The sequence below is a fragment of the Allobosea thiooxidans genome (assembly GCF_900168195.1).
GTDB lineage: Bacteria > Pseudomonadota > Alphaproteobacteria > Rhizobiales > Beijerinckiaceae > Allobosea > Allobosea thiooxidans.
This window is the reverse complement of the sequence record NZ_FUYX01000003.1, coordinates 56,580-81,287: the sequence shown is the minus strand read 5'-3', so window position 1 is coordinate 81,287 and position 24,708 is coordinate 56,580. Positions and strand designations below refer to the sequence as shown.

At 67.6% G+C, this 24,708-nt stretch carries 21 protein-coding genes; 7 read left to right on the top strand and 14 right to left on the bottom strand.

What is annotated here, in order from left to right; translation table 11 throughout:
• Positions 1-390 (bottom strand): HesB/IscA family protein, encoded by a 390-nt coding sequence (locus B5Y19_RS06275; RefSeq protein WP_055730301.1) that lies wholly within the window; start codon positions 388-390, stop codon positions 1-3.
• A 204-nt stretch (positions 391-594) separates the two neighbouring features.
• On the opposite strand from B5Y19_RS06275, the gene B5Y19_RS06270 reads away from it, so the two are divergent.
• Both B5Y19_RS06270 and B5Y19_RS06265 read left to right on the top strand, forming a co-directional pair.
• Entirely contained in the window at positions 595-1,662 is a 1,068-nt protein-coding gene (locus B5Y19_RS06270; protein ID WP_055730300.1) for a malate/lactate/ureidoglycolate dehydrogenase, read from the top strand.
• Between the two features lie 8 nt (positions 1,663-1,670).
• Positions 1,671-2,030 (top strand): MmcQ/YjbR family DNA-binding protein, encoded by a 360-nt coding sequence (locus tag B5Y19_RS06265; RefSeq protein WP_055730299.1) that lies wholly within the window; start codon positions 1,671-1,673, stop codon positions 2,028-2,030.
• Here B5Y19_RS06265 and B5Y19_RS06260 read toward each other — a convergent pair.
• The 8 genes from B5Y19_RS06260 to B5Y19_RS06225 all read right to left on the bottom strand — a co-directional run bounded on the left by B5Y19_RS06260 (position 2,027) and on the right by B5Y19_RS06225 (position 9,936).
• Complete coding sequence (locus B5Y19_RS06260; RefSeq protein ID WP_079591252.1) at positions 2,027-2,914, bottom strand: PhzF family protein; 888 nt, start codon at positions 2,912-2,914, stop codon at positions 2,027-2,029. The genes B5Y19_RS06265 and B5Y19_RS06260 overlap by 4 nt on opposite strands.
• A 216-nt stretch (positions 2,915-3,130) precedes the next feature.
• Positions 3,131-3,469 carry an SUF system Fe-S cluster assembly protein gene (locus B5Y19_RS06255; RefSeq protein WP_411914145.1) on the bottom strand — a complete coding sequence of 113 codons (339 nt, stop codon included), beginning with the start codon at positions 3,467-3,469 and terminating at the stop codon, positions 3,131-3,133.
• Between the two features lie 61 nt (positions 3,470-3,530).
• Positions 3,531-4,769, bottom strand: a complete 1,239-nt coding sequence (locus B5Y19_RS06250; RefSeq protein ID WP_055730296.1) for a cysteine desulfurase — start codon at positions 4,767-4,769, stop codon at positions 3,531-3,533.
• A gap of 4 nt (positions 4,770-4,773) precedes the next feature.
• Positions 4,774-4,983, bottom strand: a complete 210-nt coding sequence (locus B5Y19_RS06245) for a tautomerase family protein (RefSeq protein WP_055730295.1) — start codon at positions 4,981-4,983, stop codon at positions 4,774-4,776.
• Positions 4,983-6,332 (bottom strand): Fe-S cluster assembly protein SufD, encoded by a 1,350-nt coding sequence (gene sufD, locus B5Y19_RS06240; protein ID WP_055730294.1) that lies wholly within the window; start codon positions 6,330-6,332, stop codon positions 4,983-4,985. Before sufD ends, B5Y19_RS06245 begins: the two co-directional genes overlap by 1 nt.
• Positions 6,332-7,084 (bottom strand): Fe-S cluster assembly ATPase SufC, encoded by a 753-nt coding sequence (gene sufC / locus B5Y19_RS06235; protein ID WP_055730293.1) that lies wholly within the window; start codon positions 7,082-7,084, stop codon positions 6,332-6,334. Before sufC ends, sufD begins: the two co-directional genes overlap by 1 nt.
• A 113-nt stretch (positions 7,085-7,197) precedes the next feature.
• Positions 7,198-8,670 (bottom strand): Fe-S cluster assembly protein SufB, encoded by a 1,473-nt coding sequence (gene sufB / locus B5Y19_RS06230; protein ID WP_055730292.1) that lies wholly within the window; start codon positions 8,668-8,670, stop codon positions 7,198-7,200.
• 60 nt (positions 8,671-8,730) lie between these two features.
• Entirely contained in the window at positions 8,731-9,936 is a 1,206-nt protein-coding gene (locus tag B5Y19_RS06225) for a cysteine desulfurase family protein (RefSeq protein WP_055730309.1), read from the bottom strand.
• Positions 9,937-10,228: 292 nt separating this feature from the next.
• Here B5Y19_RS06225 and B5Y19_RS06220 point away from each other — a divergent pair, with 292 nt between their 5' ends.
• A complete protein-coding gene (locus B5Y19_RS06220; RefSeq protein WP_055730291.1) occupies positions 10,229-10,900 on the top strand; it encodes an alpha/beta hydrolase in 672 nt (223 codons plus the stop codon).
• Between the two features lie 10 nt (positions 10,901-10,910).
• Here the strand turns inward: B5Y19_RS06220 and gcvA are convergent, their stop codons facing one another.
• Positions 10,911-11,864, bottom strand: coding sequence for a transcriptional regulator GcvA (gene gcvA, locus B5Y19_RS06215; protein ID WP_079591250.1), 954 nt, complete (start codon positions 11,862-11,864; stop codon positions 10,911-10,913).
• Positions 11,865-11,986: 122 nt separating this feature from the next.
• On the opposite strand from gcvA, the gene B5Y19_RS06210 reads away from it, so the two are divergent.
• A complete protein-coding gene (locus B5Y19_RS06210; protein ID WP_055730290.1) occupies positions 11,987-12,214 on the top strand; it encodes a hypothetical protein in 228 nt (75 codons plus the stop codon).
• A gap of 92 nt (positions 12,215-12,306) precedes the next feature.
• The gene (gene tyrS / locus B5Y19_RS06205) at positions 12,307-13,551 is read left to right on the top strand and encodes a tyrosine--tRNA ligase (protein WP_055730289.1); all 1,245 of its coding nucleotides are present in this window, start codon (positions 12,307-12,309) and stop codon (positions 13,549-13,551) included.
• 15 nt (positions 13,552-13,566) lie between these two features.
• Here the strand turns inward: tyrS and B5Y19_RS06200 are convergent, their stop codons facing one another.
• Positions 13,567-16,986, bottom strand: coding sequence for a YhdP family protein (locus B5Y19_RS06200; protein ID WP_055730288.1), 3,420 nt, complete (start codon positions 16,984-16,986; stop codon positions 13,567-13,569).
• Between the two features lie 223 nt (positions 16,987-17,209).
• Here B5Y19_RS06200 and B5Y19_RS06195 point away from each other — a divergent pair, with 223 nt between their 5' ends.
• Positions 17,210-17,674, top strand: a complete 465-nt coding sequence (locus B5Y19_RS06195; protein ID WP_055730287.1) for a peroxiredoxin — start codon at positions 17,210-17,212, stop codon at positions 17,672-17,674.
• A gap of 79 nt (positions 17,675-17,753) precedes the next feature.
• On the top strand, positions 17,754-19,058 hold the full coding sequence (locus B5Y19_RS06190; protein ID WP_176168581.1) for a M23 family metallopeptidase: 1,305 nt from the start codon (positions 17,754-17,756) through the stop codon (positions 19,056-19,058).
• 66 nt (positions 19,059-19,124) lie between these two features.
• On the opposite strand, the gene prfB is transcribed toward B5Y19_RS06190, so the two are convergent.
• The 3 genes from prfB to B5Y19_RS06175 all read right to left on the bottom strand — a co-directional run bounded on the left by prfB (position 19,125) and on the right by B5Y19_RS06175 (position 24,268).
• Positions 19,125-20,253 (bottom strand): peptide chain release factor 2 gene (gene prfB / locus B5Y19_RS06185; protein WP_139384283.1). Its coding sequence is split into 2 segments (ribosomal slippage): positions 19,125-20,183 and positions 20,185-20,253, totalling 1,128 coding nucleotides; the frame shifts between segments, so codons are not numbered across the junction.
• Positions 20,254-20,421: 168 nt separating this feature from the next.
• Entirely contained in the window at positions 20,422-22,869 is a 2,448-nt protein-coding gene (locus B5Y19_RS06180; RefSeq protein WP_055730284.1) for a penicillin-binding protein 1A, read from the bottom strand.
• A 193-nt stretch (positions 22,870-23,062) separates the two neighbouring features.
• Positions 23,063-24,268, bottom strand: coding sequence for an N-acetylmuramoyl-L-alanine amidase (locus B5Y19_RS06175; RefSeq protein WP_079591246.1), 1,206 nt, complete (start codon positions 24,266-24,268; stop codon positions 23,063-23,065).
• Positions 24,269-24,708 lie beyond the last annotated feature (440 nt).

Below are 24,708 nucleotides of genomic sequence, written 5' to 3'. Positions count from 1 at the left end.
TCAGGACGCTGCGAGCGCGCCCTCGCTGCGCGGCTTGATCTCGACCGACTCGCCGCAGCCGCAGGCCGAGACCTGGTTGGGATTGTTGAAGACGAAGGTCGAGGAGAAGCGGTCGGTCTTGAAGTCGAGCTCGGTGCCGAGCAGGAACAGCACGGCCTTGGCGTCGACGACGACGGTCGCCTCCTTGTCGGTCACCACCTCGTCGCCCTTGCCGATCTCGCGGGCGATGTCGAAGGTATACTCCATTCCGGCGCAGCCGCCCTTCTTGACGCCGACCCTGAGGCCCAGCGCCGGCGCTTCGCCTGCGGGGGCCTGCGCCATGATCGCACGGATGCGGGCGGCCGCGGCGTCGGTCAGCGAGACGACCTTGAGGCCCGGTATCGAAAACATCGTGGTTTCTCCTCGACCGGGTTCAAGGCCCGGTGAAGCCAGATTGCTTCCGTAACATAGGGATTGCGGAGCCTTGCGTCGAGATGGCCGGGCACCGCCATGCAATCGCCGGTCCGGCGCCTTTCGCCAGATGCATTGCGCAACGGGCTGCGTCATGCACTGTGACGCGACACCTCATAGATTTGCCAAGTCGCTGGAAGAACCATGCCCCATCGCCTGCACCGTCCGGAATCGCTGCGCTCCCTGATGCGCGACATGGTCGTGAAGGCCGGCTGGACGGAAGCGGAGGCGCAGGAGACGGCCGAGCATCTCGTGCTGGCCAATCTGAGCGGCCATGACAGCCATGGCGTCGGCATGATCCCGCTCTATTTCCAGTCGCTGGCCGACGGCAATCTCAGCCCGCAATCGCAGCCGCGGACCCGGCTCGACGCCGCCCCCTTCCTGATCATCGACGGCGAGGTCGCGCTCGGGCAGCCGAATGCGCGCAACGCCGTCGACCGCGCCGCCGCGATGGCGAAGACGAGCGGCGTCGCCATCGTCAACCTGCTCGACTCGCACCATATCGGCCGCATCGGCCACTATGCCGAGGTCGCGGCCGAGGCCGGGCTGATCTCGATCTTCTGGGTCAATGTCGCCGGCCGTCCGCCGATCGTCGCGCCCTACGCGGCCAAGGAGGCCCGCTTCGGCACCAACCCGCATGCGATCGGCATCCCGGTGCCGGGCGGAGAGCCGCTCATCCTGGACTTCGCCACCAGCCGCATGGCCCATGGCAAGGCCCGCGTCGCCCTCAACAAGGGCGAGCCGGTGCCGCCCGGCTACATCATCGACGGCGAGGGCCGGCCGACCACCGATCCGGCCCATGTCTTTGCCAGCCCCGACCATCCGCTGGGCGCGCTCCTGCCCTTCGGCGACCACAAGGGCGCCGGCCTGTCGCTGATCGCCGAGCTGCTTTCGGCCGGCCTGATGGGCGCGGCCCGCATCGACCAGAAGCCGCAGAAGACCTGGATCATCAACTCGCTCTTCGGCGTGATCATCGACCCCGCCCGGCTGGAGCCGGACGCCGCGCTGCGCAAGAGCCGCATCGAGAGCTATCTCGCCTTCGTACGTGCAGCGAAGCCGCAGGACGCAGCGAATCCGGTGCTGGCCCCCGGCGACAAGGAGCGTCAGCTCCGTGCCGAGCGCGGCGCCGCCGGCATCCCGCTCGACGACGAGACCTGGTCGCAGATCAGGGCCGCCGCGGCGCGCTTCGGCATCGACGCCGAGAGCTATTGAGCCGCACCATGTCGCCCGAGGCCTACAACGCCTTCTGCGCCTCGCTGCCGGCAACGCATCATGTCGTGCAATGGGGCGGCGCCGATGTCTGGAAGGTCGGCGAGAAGGTCTTCGCCCTCGCCCGGCCGCAGGAGGACGGCGAGATGGCGGTGAGCTTCAAATGCTCGCCGATGGCCTATGACATCCTCAAGGAGCAGCCGGGCCTGCGGCCGGCGCCCTATCTCGCCTCGCGCGGCATGAAATGGATCCAGTGGCTCTCCGGGGAGAGCATGCCGGACGACGCGCTGCAGGACTATCTGCGCGAGAGCCACCGCCTCGTCGCCGCCGGGCTGACGAAGCGGGTGCGCGCCGAGCTCGGGCTCGGCTAGAGCAGCGCCTCGCCGCGGAACATCGGCGCGCAGGCGCCGCCGACGCGCGAGCGATAGCCGTCCGCCGCGCGGCGCGAGGTGACGTTCAGCAGGCTGGGCCGGCCCATCTCGACGCCCTGCGTGATCGTATAGGCCGCTTCGTCCCCACCATCGAGGGAAAGCAGCAACGCGCCGAGCGTCGCGCTGGCGCTGCCGGTGGCGGGGTCCTCCCAGGTGCCGGCGAGCGGCGCGAACATCCGCGCGCGGACCGCATGGCCGTCGCGCGCATAGAGGAACAGCGACAGCCGACCTTCCAGCTCCGGGTTCCTGCCTTCCAGCTTGCGGAAGGCGGCGAGATCAGGCGCTGCCCGTCCCAGCGCTTCGGGACCGACCTGCGCCAGCACGAATTTGACGCCGAGCGAGGCCTGGACCGGCTTGTGCGCCGTCGTGACGATGTCGCCGGCACCAAGCCCCGCGCAGGCGGCAACGCCCTCGGCCGGCAATTCGATCCCCAGCGAAAGCGCCTGCGGTGCCGCGATTACGGCGCCGGTCACCTCGCCCGCCGCATTGCGTTCCACCGCGATCTCGACGAGGCCCGCCATCTGCTCGAAGCGCAGCACGCCGCCCCGATCGCGCCCATGGCGCGCCAGCACGCAGGCCGTGCCGACATTGGGATGGCCGGCGAAAGGCATTTCCGCCGTGCGGTGGAAGATGCGCACGCGCGCATCATTGGCCGGGTCTTCGGGCGGCAGGACGAAGGTCGTCTCGCTGTAGTTCATCTCCGCCGCCAGCGCCTGCATCTGGGCATCGGAGAGGCCATGCGCATCGGTGAAGACGGCGAGCGGATTGCCACCGAAGGGCTTGTCGGTGAAGACGTCGACGGTCTCGTAGGGAAAGCGCGGCATGGCGGGCTCCGAAGGCGGCTCAGGCGCGCATATTCCTGCCAGCGGAACGCGCGGAATGCCAATGAAGCGATGGAATGCGACCCATCACGCCGACGATATCGCCGTCATTATGAGGAGCGCAAGCGACGAAGCAATCCAGGAGAACCGGGTGGAACGTTGCGCCCGGCTCTCCTGGATTGCTTCGCTTTGCTCGCAATGACGGGGCGCGTCAGGCGCTCACCACATGTCGAGGGCGACGCGCGCCTCATCGGACATGCGGGACTGGTCCCAGGGCGGATCGAAGGTCATGTTGACGGTCACGCCTGAGATGCCCTGCACCGTGCTCACCGCGTTCTCGACCCAGCCCGGCATTTCGCCGGCGACCGGGCAGCCCGGCGCGGTCAGCGTCATGTCGATCGTCACCTGGCGGTCGTCGGCGATGTCGACGCGGTAGATCAGGCCGAGCTCGTAGATGTCGGCGGGAATCTCCGGATCGTAGACCGTCTTCAGCGCGGCGACGATGTCGTCGGTCAGCCGATCGATCTCCTCCGGCGGCAGGGCGGTGCCGGCGCCCATGGAAGGCGCGTTCGGCTTGATGTCTTCGGCGACGCTGTCGGTCATCTCTGAAAAATCCCGGTCAGGCGAACAGGCTCTCGGCCTTCCGCAGGGCCTCGACCAAGCTGTCGACCTCTTCAAGGGTGTTATAGAGCCCGAAAGAGGCGCGGCAGGTCGATGTCACCCCATATCGTGCCAAAAGCGGCATGGCGCAATGGGTGCCGGCACGGACTGCGACACCGGCGCGGTCGATCACGGTCGCGACGTCATGGGCGTGCGCGCCCTTCATCTCGAAGGCGATGATCGCGCCCTTCTCCCGCGCCTTGCCGAAGATGCGGATCGAGTTCATCTCGCCGAGCCGCTCCATCGCATAGGCGCCGAGCTTGGCCTCGTGCGCCGCGATGTTCTCGCGGCCAAGCGCCATCATGTAGTCGAGCGCGGCGCCCAGCCCCACCGCCTCGACGATCGCCGGCGTGCCGGATTCGAAACGATGCGGCGGATCGTTATAGGTCACCATGTCCTCGGTGACGGTGACGATCATCTCGCCGCCGCCTTCATAGGGCGGCAGCTTGTCGAGCCATTCCTTGCGGCCCCAGAGCACGCCGGAGCCGGTCGGCCCATAGGTCTTGTGCCCGGTGAAGGCGTAGAAGTCGCAGCCCAGCGCCTGCACGTCGACCGGCAGATGCACCGCGCCCTGGCTGCCGTCGACGACGAGCGGAATGCCATGCGCCCGGCAGATCGCGGCGACCTCGGCGATCGGGACGATCGTGCCGATCGCGTTCGACATCTGGGTCAGCGACACCACCTTGGTGCGCGGCGTGACCAGCTTCTCGAATTCATCGAGGAGGAAATTGCCGTCCTCGTCGACCGGCGCCCATTTGATCACGGCGCCGTGGCGCTCGCGCCAATAGTGCCAGGGCACGATGTTGGAGTGGTGCTCGAGGATCGAGAGGATGATCTCGTCGCCCTCGCCGAGTTTCAGGTAGCGGCCGAGCGAGGACGCGACCGTGTTGAGCGCCCCGGTCGAGGAGCGCGTGAACACGATCTCCTCCAGATGCGCCGCGTTCAGGAAGCGGCGCGCGCTTTCGCGTGCCGCCTCATAGGCTTCGGTCGAAGCGTTGGCGAGATAGTGCAGGCCGCGGTGGACATTGGCGTAGTCCTCCCGCATCAGCCGCGTCATCGCCTCGATCACCGCCTCGGGCTTCTGCGCCGAGGCGGCGTTGTCGAGATAGACGAGCTTCTTGCCGTAAACCTCCCGCCCGAGGATCGCGAAATCCTTGCGGATTGTCGAAACATCGTAGGGCTTCGCCAGCGCGTTCATCGGTTCAGGCCTTTCCGGGCGAGGCCGGAGCCTTGTCGGCGACCAGTTCGCCGCCATGGCCCCAATCCGCGCGCTCGATCTCCTGGATCACGATATGGGTGTTCTGCGGGTTCTTGCCGAGCACCTTCACCAGGGTCTCGGTGAACTCCTTGACGATCTGCGCCTTCTGCTGGCGCGTCGCTCCCTTGGTGATCTGGAGATTGATGTAGGGCATCAGACGGTGCTCACCTCGGAAGCGGCCTCGCGGGCCTTGAGCCAGGATTCGACCTCGGCCATGACGAGCTCGCGCACGTTCTCGTCGGCGACGAACTCGACCGCCTCGCCGGCGAAGGCCTGCAGCACCAGCGCCTCCGCCTGCGGCCGCGGCAGGCCGCGCGCCATCAGGTAGAAGAGCTGCTCGCCGTCGATCTGCGCGACGGTCGCGCCATGGCCGCAGACCACGTCGTCGGCGAAGATCTCGAGCTCCGGCTTGTTGAACATCGTCGCGCCATCGTTCAGCAGCAGCGCGTTGCTCTTCATGCCGCCATCGGTCTTCTGCGCATGCGGACGCACGATGACCTTGCCCTGGAAGACGCCGGTCGACTCGCCGCCGGCGATCGTCTTGAACAGCTCGCGGCTGATGCCGTGCGGCACCTCGTGGTCGACGATCAGCGTGACGTCGGAGTGCTGCGTCTTGTTGATCAGGTTGACGCCGCGCAGGCCGATCTCGCTGTGCTCGCCGGCAAAGCGGATGAAATGCTGCTGGCGCACCGTGCCGGCATTGGCGACCAGCGCGAAGGAATCGAACTTCGCATGCGCGCCGACGGTAGCGAGCAGGCTCTGCACCTCGACCGTCGCCCCCTGCTGACGGGTGACGAGCCGGACATGCTGGATCTCGCTCTCGTCGGCGGTCTCGAAGACGATGGCGCCGTTGATCTGCTGCGCGGCCGTGCCGGCCGCCTCGCTGACCTCGATGATCGAGCCCTTGGCGCCCTGGCCCGCGAGCACGACCGAGCGATGGAACACCGCCCGCTCCTCCTCGCCGGAAGCCAGCGAAACGATCACGATCGGCTGCTCCAGCTCCACGCCGTCAGCGATCGCGACGAACACGCCGTCGCGCATCAGCGCGGTGTTGAGTGCAAGCCCCATATCGTCGTTGCCGACCGAGGGGCCGGCCAGGATCCGGGTCAGGTCCTCGCGGGCTGAGACCAGCGCCTCGGCGAGCGATTGCACCGAGACTCCCTCGGGAATGGCGTTGAGCGTCGAAAGCTCCGGAGCGAAGACGCCGTCGACCAGCACGAGGCGCAGGCCCTCGAGCTTCAGCTCGTCGAGCCGGGCTTTGACGGCCGCCGTGACGGCGACGCCGTCAGCGAGCGGGCGCGCCTCGCGCAGCAGCGTGCGCAGATCGGTGTAGCGCCAGGATTCGAGCCGGCGATGCGGCAGGCCCTTGGCCTCGAAGCCGGCGAAGGCGTCCTCGCGCAGCTTGCGCACGGCCGGGCCGCCGGGCAGCTCGGCCTTGCTGTCCGCATATTGCTGGACGAGCTGCTGTTCGGCCGCCGTCTTCAGCGGGGTGACGATGGCCATTACGCGGCCTCCCCATAGGAAGCGTAGCCGCTCTTCTCGAGCTCGAGCGCCAGCTCCTTGCCGCCGGTCTTCACGATCCGGCCGTTCGACATGACGTGGACCGTGTCCGGCACGATGTGGTCGAGCAGGCGCTGGTAGTGGGTGATGACCAGGAAGCTGCGGTTCTTGGCGCGCAGGGCATTGACGCCCTCGGCGACGATGCGCAGCGCGTCGATGTCGAGGCCGGAATCGGTCTCGTCGAGGATGCACATGGACGGCGAAAGCAGAGCCATCTGAAGGATTTCCATGCGCTTCTTCTCACCGCCCGAGAAGCCGACATTGAGCGGCCGGCGCAGCATGTCCTTGGCGATGCCGAGCTTGTCGGCGGCGCTGTTCACGGCCTTGATGAAGTCCGGCGTCAGCAGCTCGTCCTCGCCGCGCGCCTTGCGCTGCGCGTTCATGGCGGCCTTCAGGAAGGTCATGGTGGCGACGCCGGGGATCTCCAGCGGATACTGGAAGGCGAGGAAGATGCCGGCGGCGGCGCGCTGGTCGGCCTCCATCTCGAGCACGTTCTCGCCATTGAGCAGGATCTCGCCGTCGAGGACCTCGTAGTCCTCCTTGCCGGCGATGACATAGCTCAGCGTCGACTTGCCGGAGCCGTTCGGCCCCATGATGGCGGCGACCTCGCCGTCGTTCACGGTGAGGTTCAGGCCATTGAGGATCTGCTTGTCCTCGTCGGCGATCTTGACGACCAGATTGCGAATTTCGAGCATTGTTCGTGTCCAGTGTTCTGCCGCGTCATGCTCGGCCCTGTGCCGAGCATCCACGACTTGAGCGTTCGAAAGAAAGACGTGGATGGTCGGGACGAACCCGACCATGACGGGCCTCAGCCGACCGAGCCTTCCAGCGAGATCGTGATCAGCTTCTGCGCCTCGACGGCGAACTCCATCGGGAGCTGCTGCAGCACCTCCTTGACGAAGCCGTTGACGATCAGCGCCACCGCCTCCTCCTCGGAGAGGCCGCGCTGCAGGCAATAGAAGAGCTGGTCTTCGCCGATCTTCGAGGTCGTCGCCTCGTGCTCGAAGATCGCCGTCGCGGTCTTCGCCTCGATATAGGGGATCGTATGCGCGCCGCACTGGTCGCCGATCAGGAGCGAGTCGCAATTGGTGAAGTTGCGCGCGCCGGTCGCCTTGCGATGGGCTGAGACCATGCCGCGATAGGTCGAGTCCGACTTGCCGGCCGCGATGCCCTTGGCGATGATCTTCGAGGTCGTGTTCTTGCCCAGATGCAGCATCTTGGTGCCACTATCGACCTGCTGCATGCCGTTCGACACCGCGATCGAGTAGAACTCGCCACGCGAGCCGTCGCCGCGCAGGATGCAGGACGGATACTTCCAGGTGATCGCCGAACCGGTCTCGACCTGCGTCCACGAGATCTTCGAGTTCTTGCCGCGGCAGTCGCCACGCTTGGTCACGAAGTTGTAGATTCCGCCCTTGCCCTCGGCGTCGCCGGGGAACCAGTTCTGCACGGTCGAGTACTTGATCTCGGCATCGTCGAGCGCGATCAGCTCGACCACCGCGGCGTGGAGCTGGTTCTCGTCGCGCTTGGGCGCCGTGCAGCCTTCGAGATAGCTGACATAGGCGCCCTCGTCGGCGATGATCAGCGTGCGCTCGAACTGGCCGGTGTTCTGCTCGTTGATGCGGAAATAGGTCGACAGCTCCATCGGGCAGCGCACGCCCTTGGGGACGTAGACGAAGGAGCCATCGGTGAAGACCGCGCTGTTCAGCGTCGCGAAATAGTTGTCCGTCACCGGCACGACCGTCGCGAGGTACTTCTTCACCAGCTCGGGATGCTCCTGGATCGCTTCCGAGATCGAGCAGAAGATCACGCCGGCCTTGGCGAGCTCTTCCTTGAAGGTGGTGACGACCGAGACGGAGTCGAACACCGCATCGACCGCGACGCGGTTCTCCGGTGCGACGCCGGCCAGGATCTCCTGCTCGCGCAGCGGGATGCCGAGCTTCTCATAGGTCGCCACGATCGCCGGATCGACTTCGTCGAGAGACTTCGGCGAAGCGCCCTTCTTCGGCGCCGCGTAGTAGTAGAGGTCCTGGTAGTCGATCGGCGGATAGTTCACGCGCGACCAGGTCGGCTCGGTCATCGTCTTCCAGCGCCGGAAGGCGTCGAGCCGCCATTCGAGCATCCATTCCGGCTCGTTCTTGCGGGCCGAGATATAGCGGACCGTGTCCTCGGTGAGGCCCTTGGCCGGCTTCTCGACCTCCAGCTCCGTGACGAAGCCGTATTTGTACTCGGTCACGTCGATCGACTTGACCTGATCGATGGTCTCTTGGACCGCTGCCATGTTCAGTCTCCAGTCGCGGGTTCAAGGGCCCGCCGGTTTGGTCTTCGTGTTGCGGAACGCTCAGGCGGCAGCCCTTGCGCTCCGATCGGTGTCTGCGGCCACGAGCTTGCCGTAGGCCGCGAGGAAAAGGTCGATATCTGCCTCGCAGGTGGTCCATCCGAGGGAGGCACGCAAGGCCCCCGCGCTCATGGCGGGGTCGATTTTCATCGCATCGAGCACATGCGAGCGCTTGACCTTGCCCGACGAGCAGGCCGAGCCGGAGGAGAGCGCAGCCCCCGCCAGATCGAGCTTGATCAGCACGGTCTCGGCCTTGAACCCCGGCGTCGCGAAGGCGCTGGTGTTGGGCAGGCGCGCAGCCGGGTGGCCGAAGATCGCCGTCTCCGGCGAAAGCGCCGCGAGCCCCGCCTCCAGCCGGTCGCGCAGGCGCCCCACCCGCTCGGCTTCGGTAGTCAAATCCTTGATCGCGACTTCAGCTGCCGCGCCGAAGCCGATGATTCCCGGAAGATTTTCGGTTCCCGCACGCCATCCGCGCTCCTGCCCGCCGCCGCGCATCGGCTTGTCGGCGAGTTCGAGGGCGCCCGTCCGGAAGACGATCGCGCCGACGCCCTTCGGCCCGCCGATCTTGTGCGCCGACAGCGTCAGCACGTCGGCGCCGAGCGCCGCGATGTCGATGGCGACCTTGCCGGCCGCCTGCACGGCGTCGCTATGCAGCAGCCCGCCATGGCGATGCACGATTCCCGCCGCCTCGGCGATCGGCTGGATCACGCCGGTCTCGTTGTTGGCGAGATGTATCGAGACGAGCGCGCGTGCGCCGGGATTGTCCGCCACGAAGTGCGCCAGCCTGTCGTCGAGCCAGGCGAGATCGACCACGCCGTCGCCGTCGACCGGGATCGCCTCGACGGCGCCGGCCGGGAAGCGATGCCCCTCGCGCACGCAGGCATGTTCCGTCGCGCTATGGAGCAGCAGCGAGGCGGGCGTCCGCACGCAGTCGCGGCCGCCGTCGCAATCCATCAGGCCGGGCGAGAGCACCGTGACATTGGCCTCGGTGCCGCCGCTGGTGAAGACCACGTTGGAAGCCTTGGCTCCGACGAGCGCCGCGACCTGCTCGCGCGCCCGCTCCAGCGCGCCGCGCGCGACGCGCCCTTCGCCATGGACGGAAGACGGATTTCCGGGCAGCGAAAGCGCATGCGCGACCGCCTCCACGACCTCCGGCCGAACCGGGGTTGTGGCGTTGTGGTCGAGATAGGCGCGTCCCGCCGTCACGATCCTGCCTGCTCCATCTTGGCCATCGCTCGGCCTGCTCACACGAAATGCTTGAATTCGCACCAGTGCGCCGTGCTATAGCCGCCCATCCGAACCGGCCGGAACGGTCGAAACGAGGTTCGCTTCCGCGATCCACCGTTTTGTTCTCGACTTGTTCACGGCTGTTAGAACTATTCTAAGCGCTCTTCATCTAGGGCGCGCATGGTGGCGCCGTCAAGGGTGGCCGGGTTTCGAGCGGGCATGCGCCTGCTTTCTGCCCGCCCGCGCCGGTGCCGCCGCAGCAAGCGGTGAGACGATGCCAGAGGTTATCTTCAACGGGCCCGCAGGCCGGATCGAGGGCCGCTACCAGCCGGCCAAGAAGCGGGGTGCGCCGCTCGCGATCATCCTGCACCCGCACCCGCAATTCGGCGGGACGATGAACAACCAGATCGTCTACAACCTGTTTTACACCTTCGTGAACCGCGGCTTCTCGGCGCTGCGCTTCAACTTCCGCGGCGTCGGCCGCAGCCAGGGGCATTTCGACCATGGCGCGGGCGAGCTCTCGGACGCCGCCGCGGCGCTCGACTGGATGCAGGCGCTGAACCCGGAAGCCAAGAGCTGCTGGATCGCGGGCGTCTCCTTCGGCGCCTGGATCGGCATGCAGCTGCTGATGCGCCGCCCGGAGATCGAAGGCTTCCTCTCGATCGCGGCGATGGCGAACCGCTACGACTTCTCCTTCCTGGCGCCCTGCCCGTCGTCGGGCCTGTTCGTCCATGGCTCGGAGGACCGCGTCGCCCCGGTCAAGGAGGTCATGGCGGTGATCGAGAAGGTGAAGACCCAGAAGGGCATCCAGATCGAGCACGCCGTGGTCGAGGGCGCGAACCACTTCTTCGACGGCCGCGTCGAGCAGCTGATGGAGCAGGTCGGCGTCTATCTCGACCAGAAAGTCGGGCCGGAGATCCTGAAGTCCGAGCAGGAACAGGTCTGAGGTCAGGCGATCAGGAAGCCGGGACCGTCTTCCCCCGGCTTCCGTCGATGACCGGCAGCTTCATGCAGGCGGCCTTGGCCTCGGCCAGGGCCCAGTCGCGGAACAGCCTGATCTTGCGCTCGCGCTGGCGTTCCTGCGGATAGACGATCCAATAGGCGCGCTCGTCGGGGACTGCGTGCTCGACCGCGAAGACCAGCCGCCCGGCCGCGATGTCGTAGGCGAAGAGCTCCGGCACGGCCATCGCGACGCCGTGCCCGCGCAAGGCCGCCTGAATGTTCATGGCCTGCATCTGCAGGGCCATCGTCGACCGCCCGCCGAGCTTCGGCGCATCGATGCCGACATCGGCGAACCAGACCTTCCAGAAATCGTCCGCCGGGCTGAGCAGCGGCGCGTTGAGCAGGTCTTCGGGGCGGCGCAGTTGCAGCCGCTCGCGCAGCTCCGGCGAGCACAGCGGCGCGAAATGGCAGCTGAACAATTTGTCCGCCACCAGCCCCGGCCATTCGCCCAGCCCGTAGCGTAGGGCGAGGTCGACCGATTCCGTGGCGAAATCGACCAGATGCTCCGAAGTGCCGACCCGCACCTCGAATTGCGGGTTCTCGATCTGGAACTGGGCAAGGCGCGGCGACAGCCAGGTGATCGCCATCGTCTGCAGCGAGGAGATCGTCAGGACCGTCTGGCTCTGCTCGCAGATGTCGCGAAACACCGTCCCGATATCGGCAAGCGCCTTTGCCACCGGCCCGGCGAGCCGCTGGCCGATCGCCGTCAGCACGACCTGGCGCGGCTGGCGTATGAACAAGGCCGCGCCGACGCGGTCCTCCAGGAGCCGGATCTGATAGCTCACCGCCGCCTGCGTCATGCCGAGCTCCTCGGCGGCGCGGGTGAAGTTCTGGTGGCGCGCGGCCGCCTCGAAGACACGGACCGCGGCAAGGGGCGGCAGCCTGGGCGGCGGCGGATGCGGGGGCATGCGTAAGCATAAGCTCTCTTTATGGCAGATGACAATCTTCCGCTTTGTCGCCCTGCCCGATCTGGCTCAGATTCCATCCCACATCGACGGGCGCGATCGCCCGCCCCTCCGAGGATCGGATCATGACCTGCCTTACGCAAACCGCACCGCTCGCCCCCCGGGGCGGCGCTTCCATCCTGCACGGCTGGCTGGTGCTCTGGCAGCGCCATGCGGCGACGGCCCGGGCGCAGCGCCGCCTCGCGATGCTGGACGGTCGCGCGCTCTGCGATCTCGGCCTCTCGCGCGACGCCGTCGATCCCCCACGCCGGCACGACCCGGCCGGGATCTGGCTCAATCCCATTCCCGGATGAGCCCGGCGCCGCTTTTGTCGCAAAAGCGGTTTCCACTTTGGCGGAACATGCTCTAGACGACGGCGGACGCATTCTTTCCAGATCGATCCGCCATGGCCGCCTTCAAATCAGACTTCCTGCGCACGCTCGACGAGCGCGGTTTCATCCATCAGATCTCCGACCCCGAGGGCCTGGACGCCGCCGCGGTGAAGGGCCCCGTCACGGCCTATATCGGCTACGACGCGACGGCGACCTCGCTGCATGTCGGCCATCTGATGCAGATCATGATGCTGCACTGGATGCAGGAGACCGGTCACAAGCCGATCGCGCTGATGGGCGGCGGCACCACCATGGTCGGCGACCCCTCCTTCAAGGACGAGGCGCGCAAGCTGCTGACGCCGGAGACGATCGAGCAGAATCTCAAGGGCATCCGCGGCGTCTTCTCGCGCTATCTCGACTTCTCGGGCGCGGCCCGGATGATGAACAATGCCGACTGGCTGCTCGGCCTCAACTACCTGGAATTCCTGCGCGACGTCGGCCGGCACTTCTCGGTCAACCGCATGCTGTCCTTCGACAGCGTGAAGCTCAGGCTCGACCGCGAGCAGTCGCTGTCGTTCCTCGAGTTCAATTACATGATCCTCCAGGCCTACGACTTCGTCGAGCTCTACAAGCGCACCGGCTGCACGCTGCAGATGGGCGGCTCCGACCAGTGGGGCAACATCATCAACGGCATCGATCTCGGCCACCGCATGGAGGGCGTCCAGCTCTTCGCGCTGACCTCGCCGCTGCTGACCACCGCCTCCGGCGCCAAGATGGGCAAGACCGCCTCGGGCGCCGTCTGGCTCGACGAGGCGCTGCTGCCGGTCTTCGAGTTCTGGCAGTACTGGCGCAACACCGAGGACGCCGATGTCGAGCGCTTCCTGAAGCTCTTCACCAAGCTGCCGCTCACCGAGATCGCGAAGCTCGCCGCCCTCGGCGGCGCCGAGATCAACGAGGCCAAGAAGGTGCTCGCCACCGAGGTCACCGCCCTGCTCCACGGCCGCGCCGCGGCCGAGGCTGCGGCCGAGACGGCCCGCAAGACCTTCGAGGAAGGCGCACTTGCCGCCGACCTGCCGAGCGTCGCCATCGCCCGCGGCGAGATCGAGCCCGGCCTCGGCGTGCTCACCGCCTTCGTCAAGGCGGGGCTGGTGCCCTCGACCGGCGAGGCGCGGCGCCAGGTCAAGGCCGGCGGCCTGCGCGTCAACGATGCGGTGGTGACCGACGAGCGCGCGACGCTCGGCCTCGCCGACCTGTCCTCGGACGGCGCGATCAAGCTCTCCTTCGGCAAGAAGAAGCATATCCTGCTGCGGCCGGAATAAGCCGCGGCCGATCGCTCAGCGCGGCGGCGCCTGGCCCGGCTGGACCGGGCGCTGCGCCGGCGCGCCGCCCATCGGGTCGACGAAGCGGCGCAGGATGCCGGGCGCGATGGCCGAGAGCGGGTTGATCGTCATGGTCGGCGCGCTCGCCGGACCGGAGATCCTGAAATTCACCGCGAACAGGCCGCCATACTGGCTGCCGCCGCCGAGCAGCGTGCCCACCACCGGCACCTGAGCGAAGGCGTTGTTGAAGGCGTAGCCCGGCACGAAGGTGCCGCCGATATCGACCCGGTCGCGGCCATAATCGACATGGCCCTGCAAGCTGAAGCCGATCTGCTGGCCCCAGATCACCATCTCGGAAACGTCGAGCCGGTTGGCCGAGCGCGTGAACTCGGCCTTGAGCTTGGTGAAGGCGACTTCGCTGGTGTCGATGCGCTGGTCGCCGCCCCGGTCGGCCGAGAAGGCGCTGGCCGATTGCGCGCCGACCACCCGGCGCAGCGCCGGCTCGTCGCGAACCATGAAGTTCCGGAAGAGCAGGTCGCCGCTCTGCCGCTCGCCGCCCCCCATGGTCAGCACCAGGTCGCCGCCATGCGCCCGGTTGTAGAGATCGAGGAAGCGCAGCAGCGAGCCGCCGTTCTCGGACTGCACGACGAGCTGCCCGCCCTGCCCCTGCCGGGCCGTGACGTCGGCCTTGCCGATCCGCCCCTTGAAGTTCGCGGTGCGCAGCTCGCCACCGCGCTTGGCGAGCTTGAGCGTCCCGCTGGTGACCGCCTCGTTGTTGAAACCGGTCAGGATCGGCACGTCGAGATCGACGTCGTAATCGCCGCCCTTCCCACCGGTGCGCTCGCCCTTCCCGGCCGGCCCCGCACCCTGCAGATCCTTGATGAAGGGCCTGAGATCCGCGACCGCGCCACGCACGGTCAGCTTCAGCACGCCGCCATCCTTGCGGACATCGACCTTGAGATTGTCGCCCGGTGACAACCTGAACTGCGAGAAGCTCGCGATCTCGAGCCCGTTCTGGCGGTTCAGCTCGAGCCGCCCCTTCATCAGGGCCGAGCCGGCCTCGAGCGAGAAGTCTTCGAGCTCGGGTCCGTCGGGATCGGCGACATAGGCGAAGGTCACCTTGCCGGGGCGCCCCGCCGGCTTGACGAGGCCGGGAACGACGCCGTCGAGCGCGACCTTGGCGAGGTCGATCTCGACCCGCGGCGCCGCATCGGCGCCCTTGCCGAGCGGCTTGGTGACCTTGACCGGGATCGTGCCGGTGATCCCCGTATCGGCGCCGAATCCGCGCCGCTGGCGGGCGGCCGCATCCAGGGAGAGCTGCAGGCTCGCCTCGCCCTGCCCCTTGGCATTCTGCTTGAGCTCGATCTGCCCCTTGTCGCCGCCGACCCGGGCCTCGCCCCGGAGCGACAGGCCGTTGCGGTCGACATTCACCGCGAAGCTGCCGCCTTCGAGCTTCTCCGTGCCCAGGAGCGTGTCGGAGCTGACATTCGACAGCGTCCCGGCGGCCGTGACGCTGATCTCGTCCGTCTGCAGATCATCGGCGAGCGGCAGGCCGAGGCTGACCTTGAGGTCGCTCGCGCCCTTGATCTCCGCCGGGTTGATCTGCCCGGAGTTGAAATCCTTCAGCGCCGGAAAGGCGAACAGCGCCGCCAGCGCATCCATCGGCCCGCGCTGGCGAAAGTCGATGCGGACGGGCGCCCGATGCGCCCAGAAATCCGCCATCGCGAAGCTGCCCTCGCTCAGCTGGAGCTGGCGCTCATTGCCGAGCTCGGCCGTCGCCTTCTCGATGGACAGCTGCACCGTCCGGCCGCTCACCTTGCCGGTGACGGTCGCATCGGCCAGAGGCGGCAGGCCCGGATCGGGCAGATAGCGCACGTGGTCGGCGTCGATCACGACGGAGAGCGCCCCGTCGGGCATGCCCTGGTGCTTCAGCAGCCGCGCATGATCCTCGGCCGGCAGGTCGAGATCGACCGTGAGCGATTTCATCCGCCCGGCGACGAGCTGGCGCCGCAGCGTGCCGTGCACCTCGGGCGAGGTGAAGCCGGGCCAGATCGCCAGCAGCGCGCGTACATCCGAATCCGCCGCCTTGATCGCGAAGCGCTGCAGCGGCGACGCCCCGACACGCTGGACGAAGGCCGTCATGTCGACGGACGCGGCCGGCCCGCGAATCGTCACCTGGTCGACGCTCACCGCCGCCTTGGCGGCATCGATCGTCAGCGCCGCCTTGAGCTCGTCGATCTTGATCGGCGGGTCGGCATCCAGCCCCGCGAGCTGCCCGCCCGCGTCGAGCGCCAGGCGCCAGGCGCCGTTCTCCTCGCGCAACGACCCGGTCGCGCGCATCTGCGTCGCTCCGGCGTTGATCTCGGCCCGGAGGATGTTCATCTCGGAGAGATTGGCGCCGCTCGCCAGCTCGAACTGGGCGGAGTCGAGCGTCAGCGGCGGGACCGGGCTTTCCGGAAACTTCACCGTGCCGCCCCGGACGTCGATGCGTGCGGTGATCGACTTGCTGCCGTCCGGCCCCTGGCGAAGCGTCGCCTTGCCCTGCAACGGCATGCCTTCGATGACCAGGCCGCCGGTCCCGAAGGCCAGTGCGACCGCTTCCGCCGGCTCGAAGCGCAGGATGTCGATGTCGGCCCGCTGGGTCCCGTCAGCTTCCGTCGAGAGGTCGACGGCGATCTCCTTCCAGCGCTGCCCGGTCCGTCCCTTCATGGTCAGGCGGGTGCCGCGCTCGCCGGTGCGGCTCAGCCGGATCTCGACATCCTCCAGCCCGGCCTTCAGGCGCCCTTCCGGGTCGACCAACGCGAGCCGCGCGCCGTTCATGCCCGCGGTGTCGAGCGAGCCGAGCAATCCGTCGCCCCGCGCCAGCACCGAAATCGCGCCCATGATGCCGGTGAAGGCGCTCCATTGCCCCGTATCGGGCAGGGTCGGCGGCGGCGGCGTTTCCGCCGGAGCCGAATCGGCATTGACGACGAGGGCGCCGTCCTTGCTCACGCCGAGCCGGACATTGACGCCGCGCAGATCGACCGAGACGAGCCGGATGTCGCCCTTCAGCAGCGCCAGCGGCTCGTAGCCGAGGACGGCTTCCGGCGCGCGGATGACGGCGCCGCTGGCGTGGCGAAACGAGACCTGCCTGACCCTGAGCTGGGAATGGCCGTCGATCCGGCCGAGCTCGGCCGATTCGGCCGTGACCTTCCAATCGGGTCCGAGGCGCTCCTCGATCGCCGTCGAGATGCGGCCTTCCAGCCCGGAGAGCGGGATGATGCCGGTCACCAGCAGCGTCGCCGCCGCTCCCGCCAGGACCAGGACCGCCACGCAGACCGCGACGCAGATGGTCGCGAGCCCGGCCCGGGCGCGACGCGCGACCACGTCGAGCTCGCAGGCGCGCGCGGCATCGTCCTGCCGCGTCGTCGCAGTCCTGGCTTCCTGATCCGACAAAATCGGCGTGATCCTTTCGGCCTGCTCCGGGCCACGGCAAGCTGCGGCCGATCGCCTCTTGCCCCGACGCCGCGAGACGGCATGCATGTCGATGCGGCCAGCTACATCGATTCGGCAATCCCGAAACCGGCCGGCCGCATCATGCCCCGGCCTTCCGGCCGGTCAAAGCTGCGACATGGCGCGGTCCATGCAACCAGAAGGCGACGAAAGGAAGGCAAGGCCGATGCTGCTGCAGGAAGGTGATCCGGCGCCCGATTTCACGCTGCCGCGCGACGGAGGCGGAGAGGTGAGCCTCGCGGCTCTGCGCGGCCGCAAGGTGGTTCTCTACGCCTATCCGAAGGACAACACGCCCGCCTGCACGCAGGAGGCCATCGACTTCAACCGCCTGCGCCGCGAATTCGCCGATTGCGGCACGGAGCTGATCGGCGTCTCCCCGGATTCCGTGAAGCGCCACGCCAATTTCAAGACCAAGCACGGGCTGGACTTCCCGCTGCTCGCCGACGAGACCCAGATCCTCGCCAACGCCTACGGCATCTGGGTCGAGAAGAAGATGTATGGCCGCAGCTATATGGGTATCGAGCGTTCGACCTTCCTGATCGACGCCGAGGGCCGGCTGGCCCGCATCTGGCGCAAGGTCAAGGTCGAGGGCCATGCCGAGGAGGTGCTCGCCGCGGCGCGCGCCCTCTGATCCGGCGGCGGGATTTGCGAAAGATTAACCCTAATACTTCCTAATGACGGCATCGGCAGCGTTCTTTCCGGTTCCGCGTATGCATCAGTCTCCCCCCGCCCCCGCCCTTTCGACCGTCGGCCTGGTCACCCACAGGACCTACACGATCCGCCGCTCGACCCTGCTGGCCGGCCTGGCATGGCTGGCCCTCAGCACCGCCTGCAGCGGCGCCGCCGGATGGTACATCCTCAGCCGCGACGACCTGGCCGCCCGGATGATCAGCCGGGAGACGACCCGGCAATACGCCTATGAGGACCGCATCGCCGCGCTGCGCGCCGATATCGACCGCTACGCCAGCCGCGCACTGCTCGACCAGGATGGCGTCGAGTCCCGCGTCGATGAGCTCGCCACCCGCCAGGCCGAGCTCGAATCGCGCCAGTCCCTCGTCGCCGCCCTGACCGACACGCTCCAGTCGAACGGCCTCCTGCCGGCGGCGAAGCTGCCGCTGCGCACCCGGGTGATCAAGGCCGGCGAACCGGTCCGCGCTTCGGGCGTGACCAGCTTCGCGCCGATCATGCCCGGCAAGCCGACGCCGGCGCCCGAGGCGCCGCCGCTGCGGGGCGCCGAGGCCGGTTCCGCCGAAGGCTGGCAGTCCGGCCAGGCTCCGGCCGAGCCGCCGGCCAAGCGCGTCGAGGCGGCGTTGAGCAGACTCGACCAGGCCATGGCCGGCACGGAAGACGCCCAGATCGCCGCGCTGAAGGACATGGACGAATCCCTGGTCGTGACCCAGAAGCGGCTGCGGAGCGCGCTCGCCGAAACCGGCCTCGACGCCGAGCGCCTCGCCGCGGCGAACATCGCCGGCGGGATGGGCGGGCCGCTGGTGCCGGTCAAGCTCGACGCCTCCGACGGCCCCTTTGCCGCCACCCTTGCAGCGCTGCAGCCGCGCGCCGCCTCGGTGATGCGCCTGCAGGCCGTGATCGGCCAGCTGCCCGTGGCCCGGCCGATGGCGGGCGACCACGACTTCACCTCGAATTTCGGTTACCGCACCGACCCCTTCACCCGCGGGCTGGCGATGCATACGGGCGTCGATTTCCGGGCCGAGACCGGTTCATCGATCATGGCCACCGCCCCGGGCAAGGTCGTGGTCGCGGAGTACAATGGCGGTTACGGCAACATGGTCGAGGTCGAGCACGCCAACGGGCTGACAACGCGCTACGCCCACATGTCGGCGATCTCCGTCTCGGTCGGCCAGATCGTCAAGACCGGCACCGTCGTCGGACGGGTCGGCTCGACCGGCCGCTCGACCGGCCCTCACCTGCATTACGAGACCCGCATCAACGACGAGCCCGTCGACCCGACGCGTTTCCTGCGTGCCGGCGGCAAGCTCCTCGCCAGCTCTCTCTGAGCCTCCAGCCACAACAAAAAAGCCGCGCGGAATGCGCGGCTTTTTTGTTTGGAACGAGCGGCTCGCTCAGTCGATATCCTCGACCTCGACCTCCGTCCCGTAGACGCGCTGGGCCAGCGACGCCTCCATGAACGGGTCGAGATCGCCGTCGAGCACGTCGGACGGCGCCGTCGAGCTCACGCCGGTGCGCAGGTCCTTCACCAGCTGGTAGGGCTGCAGCACATAGGAGCGGATCTGGTGGCCCCAGCCGATATCGGTCTTGGAGGCCGCCTCGGCATTCGCCTTCTCCTCGCGCTTCTTCAGCTCGACCTCGTAGAGGCGTGCGCGCAGCATCTCCCAGGCCTTGGCCCGGTTCTTGTGCTGCGAGCGTTCCTGCTGGCAGGCCACCGCGATGCCGCTCGGGATATGCGTGATGCGCACCGCCGAATCGGTCGTGTTGACGTGCTGGCCGCCGGCACCCTGGGCACGATAGGTGTCGATCCGGCAGTCGGATTCCTTGACGTCGATCTGGATGCGGTCGTCGACGACCGGATAGACCCAAACCGAGGCAAAGGAGGTCTGCCGCCTGGCGTTCGAATCGAAGGGCGAGATGCGCACGAGGCGGTGCACGCCCGATTCGGTCTTCAGCCAGCCATAGGCGTTGTGGCCCTTGAACTGCAGCGTCGCCGACTTGATGCCGGCCGTGTCGCCGTCCTGGTATTCGAGCGTCTCGACCTTGAACTTCCGCCGCTCGCCCCAGCGCCGGTACATGCGCAGCAGCATCTCGGCCCAGTCCTGGCTCTCGGTGCCGCCCGCGCCGGGATGGATCTCGATATAGGTATCGAGCATGTCGGCCTCGCCCGAGAGCAGCGTCTCGACCTGCAGGCGCGCAGCTTCGTCCTGCACGGCCTTGATCGCCTGCTCGCCCTCGGTGACGGTGGCCTCGTCCTCTTCCATCTCGCCGAGCTCGATCAGCGTCAGCGCGTCGTCGAGCTCGCGCTCGAGTCGCGTGATGCCTTCGATCTGGGTTTCGAGCGAGGTCCGCTCGCGCATCAGCTTCTGCGCGGCTTCGGCATCGTTCCAGAAATCGGGGCCCTCCGAGAGGGCGTTGAGTTCCGCTAGGCGGCGCTGGGCTTGATCCCAGTCAAAGATGCCTCCTCAGCAGTCCGATCGACTGCTTGGCGTTGTCGAGTTGCGTCTGGATTTCGGGGCGCATGATTCCGTCGCGGCGTCCTTGTGAGCGAATTTTTCGAGGCTTGAGATAGGGGCGAACGCTCCGGCTGTAAACGCCCGCGCCGGCCGGAGGCGCCGAGTGTGGACCGATGCCCTGAAAAAGCGAGGCCCGGAGCGGCGCCCCGGGCCTCGCGAAACATCGTGCCTGGCCTCAGTAGAGGCCGCCGGTTCCCGAGCCGATGGCCCGGCCGCCGCCGGGACCGACCGAAAGCGGCGCGCTGCCGTCGCCTGCGGCGCCGATCACCGAATAGCTGTCCGGCGGCGCGGTGCCGGGCTTGAAGGCTTCGAGGATGCCGCCCTCGCCGCCGGCACGCATGCCGCTGCGCGGATCGACGCGGATCAGCTTGATGCCGGCCGGCACGCGGAACGGCGTCGCCGGCTTGTCCTTCAGCGCGACCGTCATGAAGTCGCGGAAGATCGGCGCGGCATACTGGCCGGCCGTTGCGGAGGTGCCGAGCGATTTCGGCTTGTCGAAGCCCATATAGACGCCGACCGCGAGGTCCGGCGAGAAACCGACGAACCAGACGTCCTTGGCATCGTTGGTCGTGCCGGTCTTGCCGGCGAGCGGCTTGCCGACCGACTTGACCACCGTCGCCGTGCCGGCGTTGACCACGCCTTCCAGGATCGAGACCATCTGATAGGCGGTCAGCGGGTCGAGCACCTGGTCGCGATTGTCGACCAGGCGCGGCTCCGCCTGATTCGTCCATTTCTCGGCATTGCAGCCTTCGCAGACACGCTGGTCGTGGCGGAAGATGGTCGTGCCGGAGCGGTCCTGGATCCGGTCGATCAGGGTCGGCCGGATGCGCCGGCCGCCATTGACGAGCATCGAATAGGCGGCGGTCATCCGCATCACCGTCGTCTCGCCGGCGCCGAGCGACATCGAGAGCACCGGCTGCATGTCGTCATAGATGCCGAAGCGGCGGGCATATTCCGCGACCAGCGGCATGCCGACATCCTTGGCCAGCCGCACCGTCATCAGGTTCTTCGAGAACTGGATGCCGTAGCGCAGCGTGCGCGGCCCAGTGAACTTGCCGTCGTAGTTCTCCGGCCGCCACATGCCGAGCCCGGGGCCCTGATCGACCTCGATCGGCGCGTCGAGGATGATGCTCGAGGGCGTATAGCCGTTGTCGAGCGCCGTCGCGTAGACGAAGGGCTTGAACGACGAGCCCGGCTGGCGCAGCGCCTGGGTGGCGCGGTTGAATTCCGACTGGTCATGCGAGAAGCCGCCGACCATGGCGATGACGCGGCCGGAGAACGGATCCATCACCACGATCGCGCCGTTGACCTCGGGCAGCTGCCGCAGGCGGGCATAGCCGGGCTTGCTGTCCATCGGCTCGACATAGACGACGTCGCCGACCGACACCGCCTGCGAGACCCGCGCCCGGCGGGTCCATTTGATGCCGTCGCCGGCGAGCGTCAGCGTCTGGCGGGCCTTGTTGAGATGGCCGGCATTGTCCCGGAGCGGGTGCAGGCCGACCTTGGCGCTGTCGCCGTTCACGTCGAGCACGACGGCCAGGCGCCAGGGGGCGACGTCGCCGAGCACCGGCAGTTCGCCGAGGGGCACGCCCCAGTCGCCGCTGCCGAGATCGAGCTTCTGGATCGCGCCGCGCCAGCCGCGTGCCTCGTCGAAGCGCACCAGCCCGTCGACCAGCGCCTTGCGCGCCATCAGCTGGGTCTTCGGATCGACCGTCGCACGGACCGAGAGGCCGCCTTCGAGCAGCTTCTTCTCGCCATAGCGATCCTGCAGCTCGCGGCGGATCTCCTCGGCGAAGTAGCCGGCGGCGATCTGGTTGGGCGAAACCGTGCGCGGATTGACGCCGAGCGGCTGCTTCTTTGCCTCCTCGCCGGCCTCGCGCTTGACGTAGCCGTTCTCGACCATGCGATCGATGACGTAGTTGCGGCGCTCGATCGCGCGGTCGCGGTTGCGGAAGGGGTGCAGGTCGGACGGCGCCTTCGGCAGGGCTGCGAGGTAAGCGGCTTCCTGCAAGTTCAGCTCATGCACCGACTTGCCGAAATAGTTCAGTGCCGCCGCGGCGATGCCGTAGCTGCCCTGCCCCGGCGCCGGCGCGCCGAGATAGATCTCGTTCAGGTAGAGCTCGAGGATCTTGTCCTTCGAGTAGGTCGCCTCGAGCTTCAGCGCGACCAGCGCCTCGCGGATCTTGCGCTCGATCGACTGCTCCGGGCTCAGGAAGAAGTTCTTCGCGACCTGCTGGGTGATGGTCGAGGCGCCCTGCGGCCGGCGATTGGCGGCGCGGTTGCGATAGTTCGAGATCGCGGCGCGGACGAGACCTTCCGGATCGACGCCCATATGCTTGTAGAAGTTCTTGTCCTCGGCCGAGAGATAGGCGTCGACGACGAGCTTCGGCACGGCCTGGATCGGCAAATAGAGCCGGCGCTCGCGGGCATATTCGGCGATCAGGCTGCCGTCGCCCGCATGGACGCGGGTCATCACCGGCGGCTCGTAGTTCCGCAGCTGCGCATAGTCCGGCAGGTCCTGCGAATAATGCCAGATCAGCCCGCCGGCGATGGCGGCGCCGATCACGAAGGCGATCGCGCCGGCCGCGAACAGCCATCCGAAGATTCGCAGGACAAACCGCATCTCAGGCCTTGGACCCCATTCTGCCACCCGGCGGGCGCCAATTCGGGGCGCTTCGCAAAGCAGAGCTATAACATGACGTAGATGGCGGAACCGTGGCCTCACGACCACATTTCCGCATCCTGTGAACTGGCGCCGGAGCAACTATCGCTCCGTCCGCGGCGACTCAAGTTAATGATATCGCGCGGGCTCGTCTCTAGTTCCGGCTCTCCGCGGCCTGCCCGACGGAAGCCCGCTCCCGCGCGAAATAATCGTCGATCGCGGCCGAAACCGCCGAAACCGCCTTGCCACGCCATTCCGGCGAATTCAGCAGTTCCGCGTCCTTCGGGCTCGACATGTAGCCGAGTTCGATCAGCACCGACGGTACGTCGGGAGCACTCAATACCCAGAATCGCGCCGAGCGCAGCGGAATCTTGTGCATCTTGATCGAGCCGCCGAGCTTGTCGACCAGGTTGCGCGCGAACACGCCGGTGAAGGTCCGCGTCTCGCGGCGCGCCAGGTCCATCAGGATGCCGGCGACGTCCTGCACTTCCTCGCTCGTCTCCAGCCCCGCGGCGGAATCCGCCTCGTTCTCCTTGGCGGCGAGCTTGGCCGCCTCGGCGTCGGTCGCCCGCTCCGAGCGGGTATAGACGGTCGCACCGCGTACATCCTGCGCCTGTACCAACGAATCGGCATGGATCGAGATGAACAGATCGGCCTGCTCGCCGCGGCCGACCTGGACCCGGTCGGAGAGCGAGACGAACCGGTCGTCGTCGCGGGTCATCACCACGCGGTAGCGGTCATTGGCGGAGAGCTGCTCCTTGAGCGCCTTGCCGAAGGCGAGCACGACGGATTTCTCGGCGATCGCCGCGATCACAGCGCCGGGGTCGATCCCGCCATGGCCGGGGTCGATGACGATGGTGCGGCGGGTCTCGCCGGCCGGCTTGGCCGGTGCCGGCGGCAGAGCGGCCGCCTGGGGGCGCTTGGCCTTGGCCGCCTCGGCCAGGAAATCGGCGCGCTGCGCCTTGCGCAGCTCGATGGTCAGCTCGCCGAATCCGCCCCGGACCTCCTTCACCTCGGTCCTGACGATGGCCGCGGGGTGCGAGAGATCGACGATGATGCGCGCCTTGTCGGCGGTGAACAGGCCGTAGCGATAGGCGCTGACGAAGCCGGCCGCCTTCTTGGCGCTCGACTGGATCTGGAAATTGGTCGAGGGCAACTCGACGATCACGCGATCGGGGGCAGCCTGCACCCAGGCCTCGACGGCGACGACCGAGGACAGCATCAGGGTCAGCCGCACCGTCTCGCCGCTCTGTTCGAGGCGGGCGTCGGTCGCGACCGGATATTCGTTCTGGGGCTTGTTCTCGGCACGCGCAGGCGCCGTGACGAGAATCAGGCCTCCGGCGAGCAGCGCAGCCGCCACCCCCCGCCCCTCGGCGCGGGACAGGATGCTGCGACCGCGCGCAGCGGCTTGGCGGATAAGCGAAAACAGCTGAAAAATCCCGTCTGCTGTCACCGAAGTTTAACCATAACGGGGATGAAAACTTAAGAGGCGGTTACCATCTTGAGAGCGAGGGGTGAACCGCCCCGGGGCAGGGTCGGCGAATTGCGACCGTCATGTGACTTGCAAATCACCATCACCTGTCTGTAATGGAACTGGTTGCTTGTCAGCCTGCCCGAGAGACACATCCCGGATCGAGTTATCCGCGCCGTCCGAAGCAGGTTGGGCTGCCGTCCCTTCGGGAGCGGCAGCGGCAAGACGACCGCAATGGATCGTCCGCGGACGGTGGCTATCGGGATCGCGAGTTTTCTGCGCCCAGCCCTGTCTTGCGAGCGTGCAAACGCGATGTGCCCGGCCGAGAG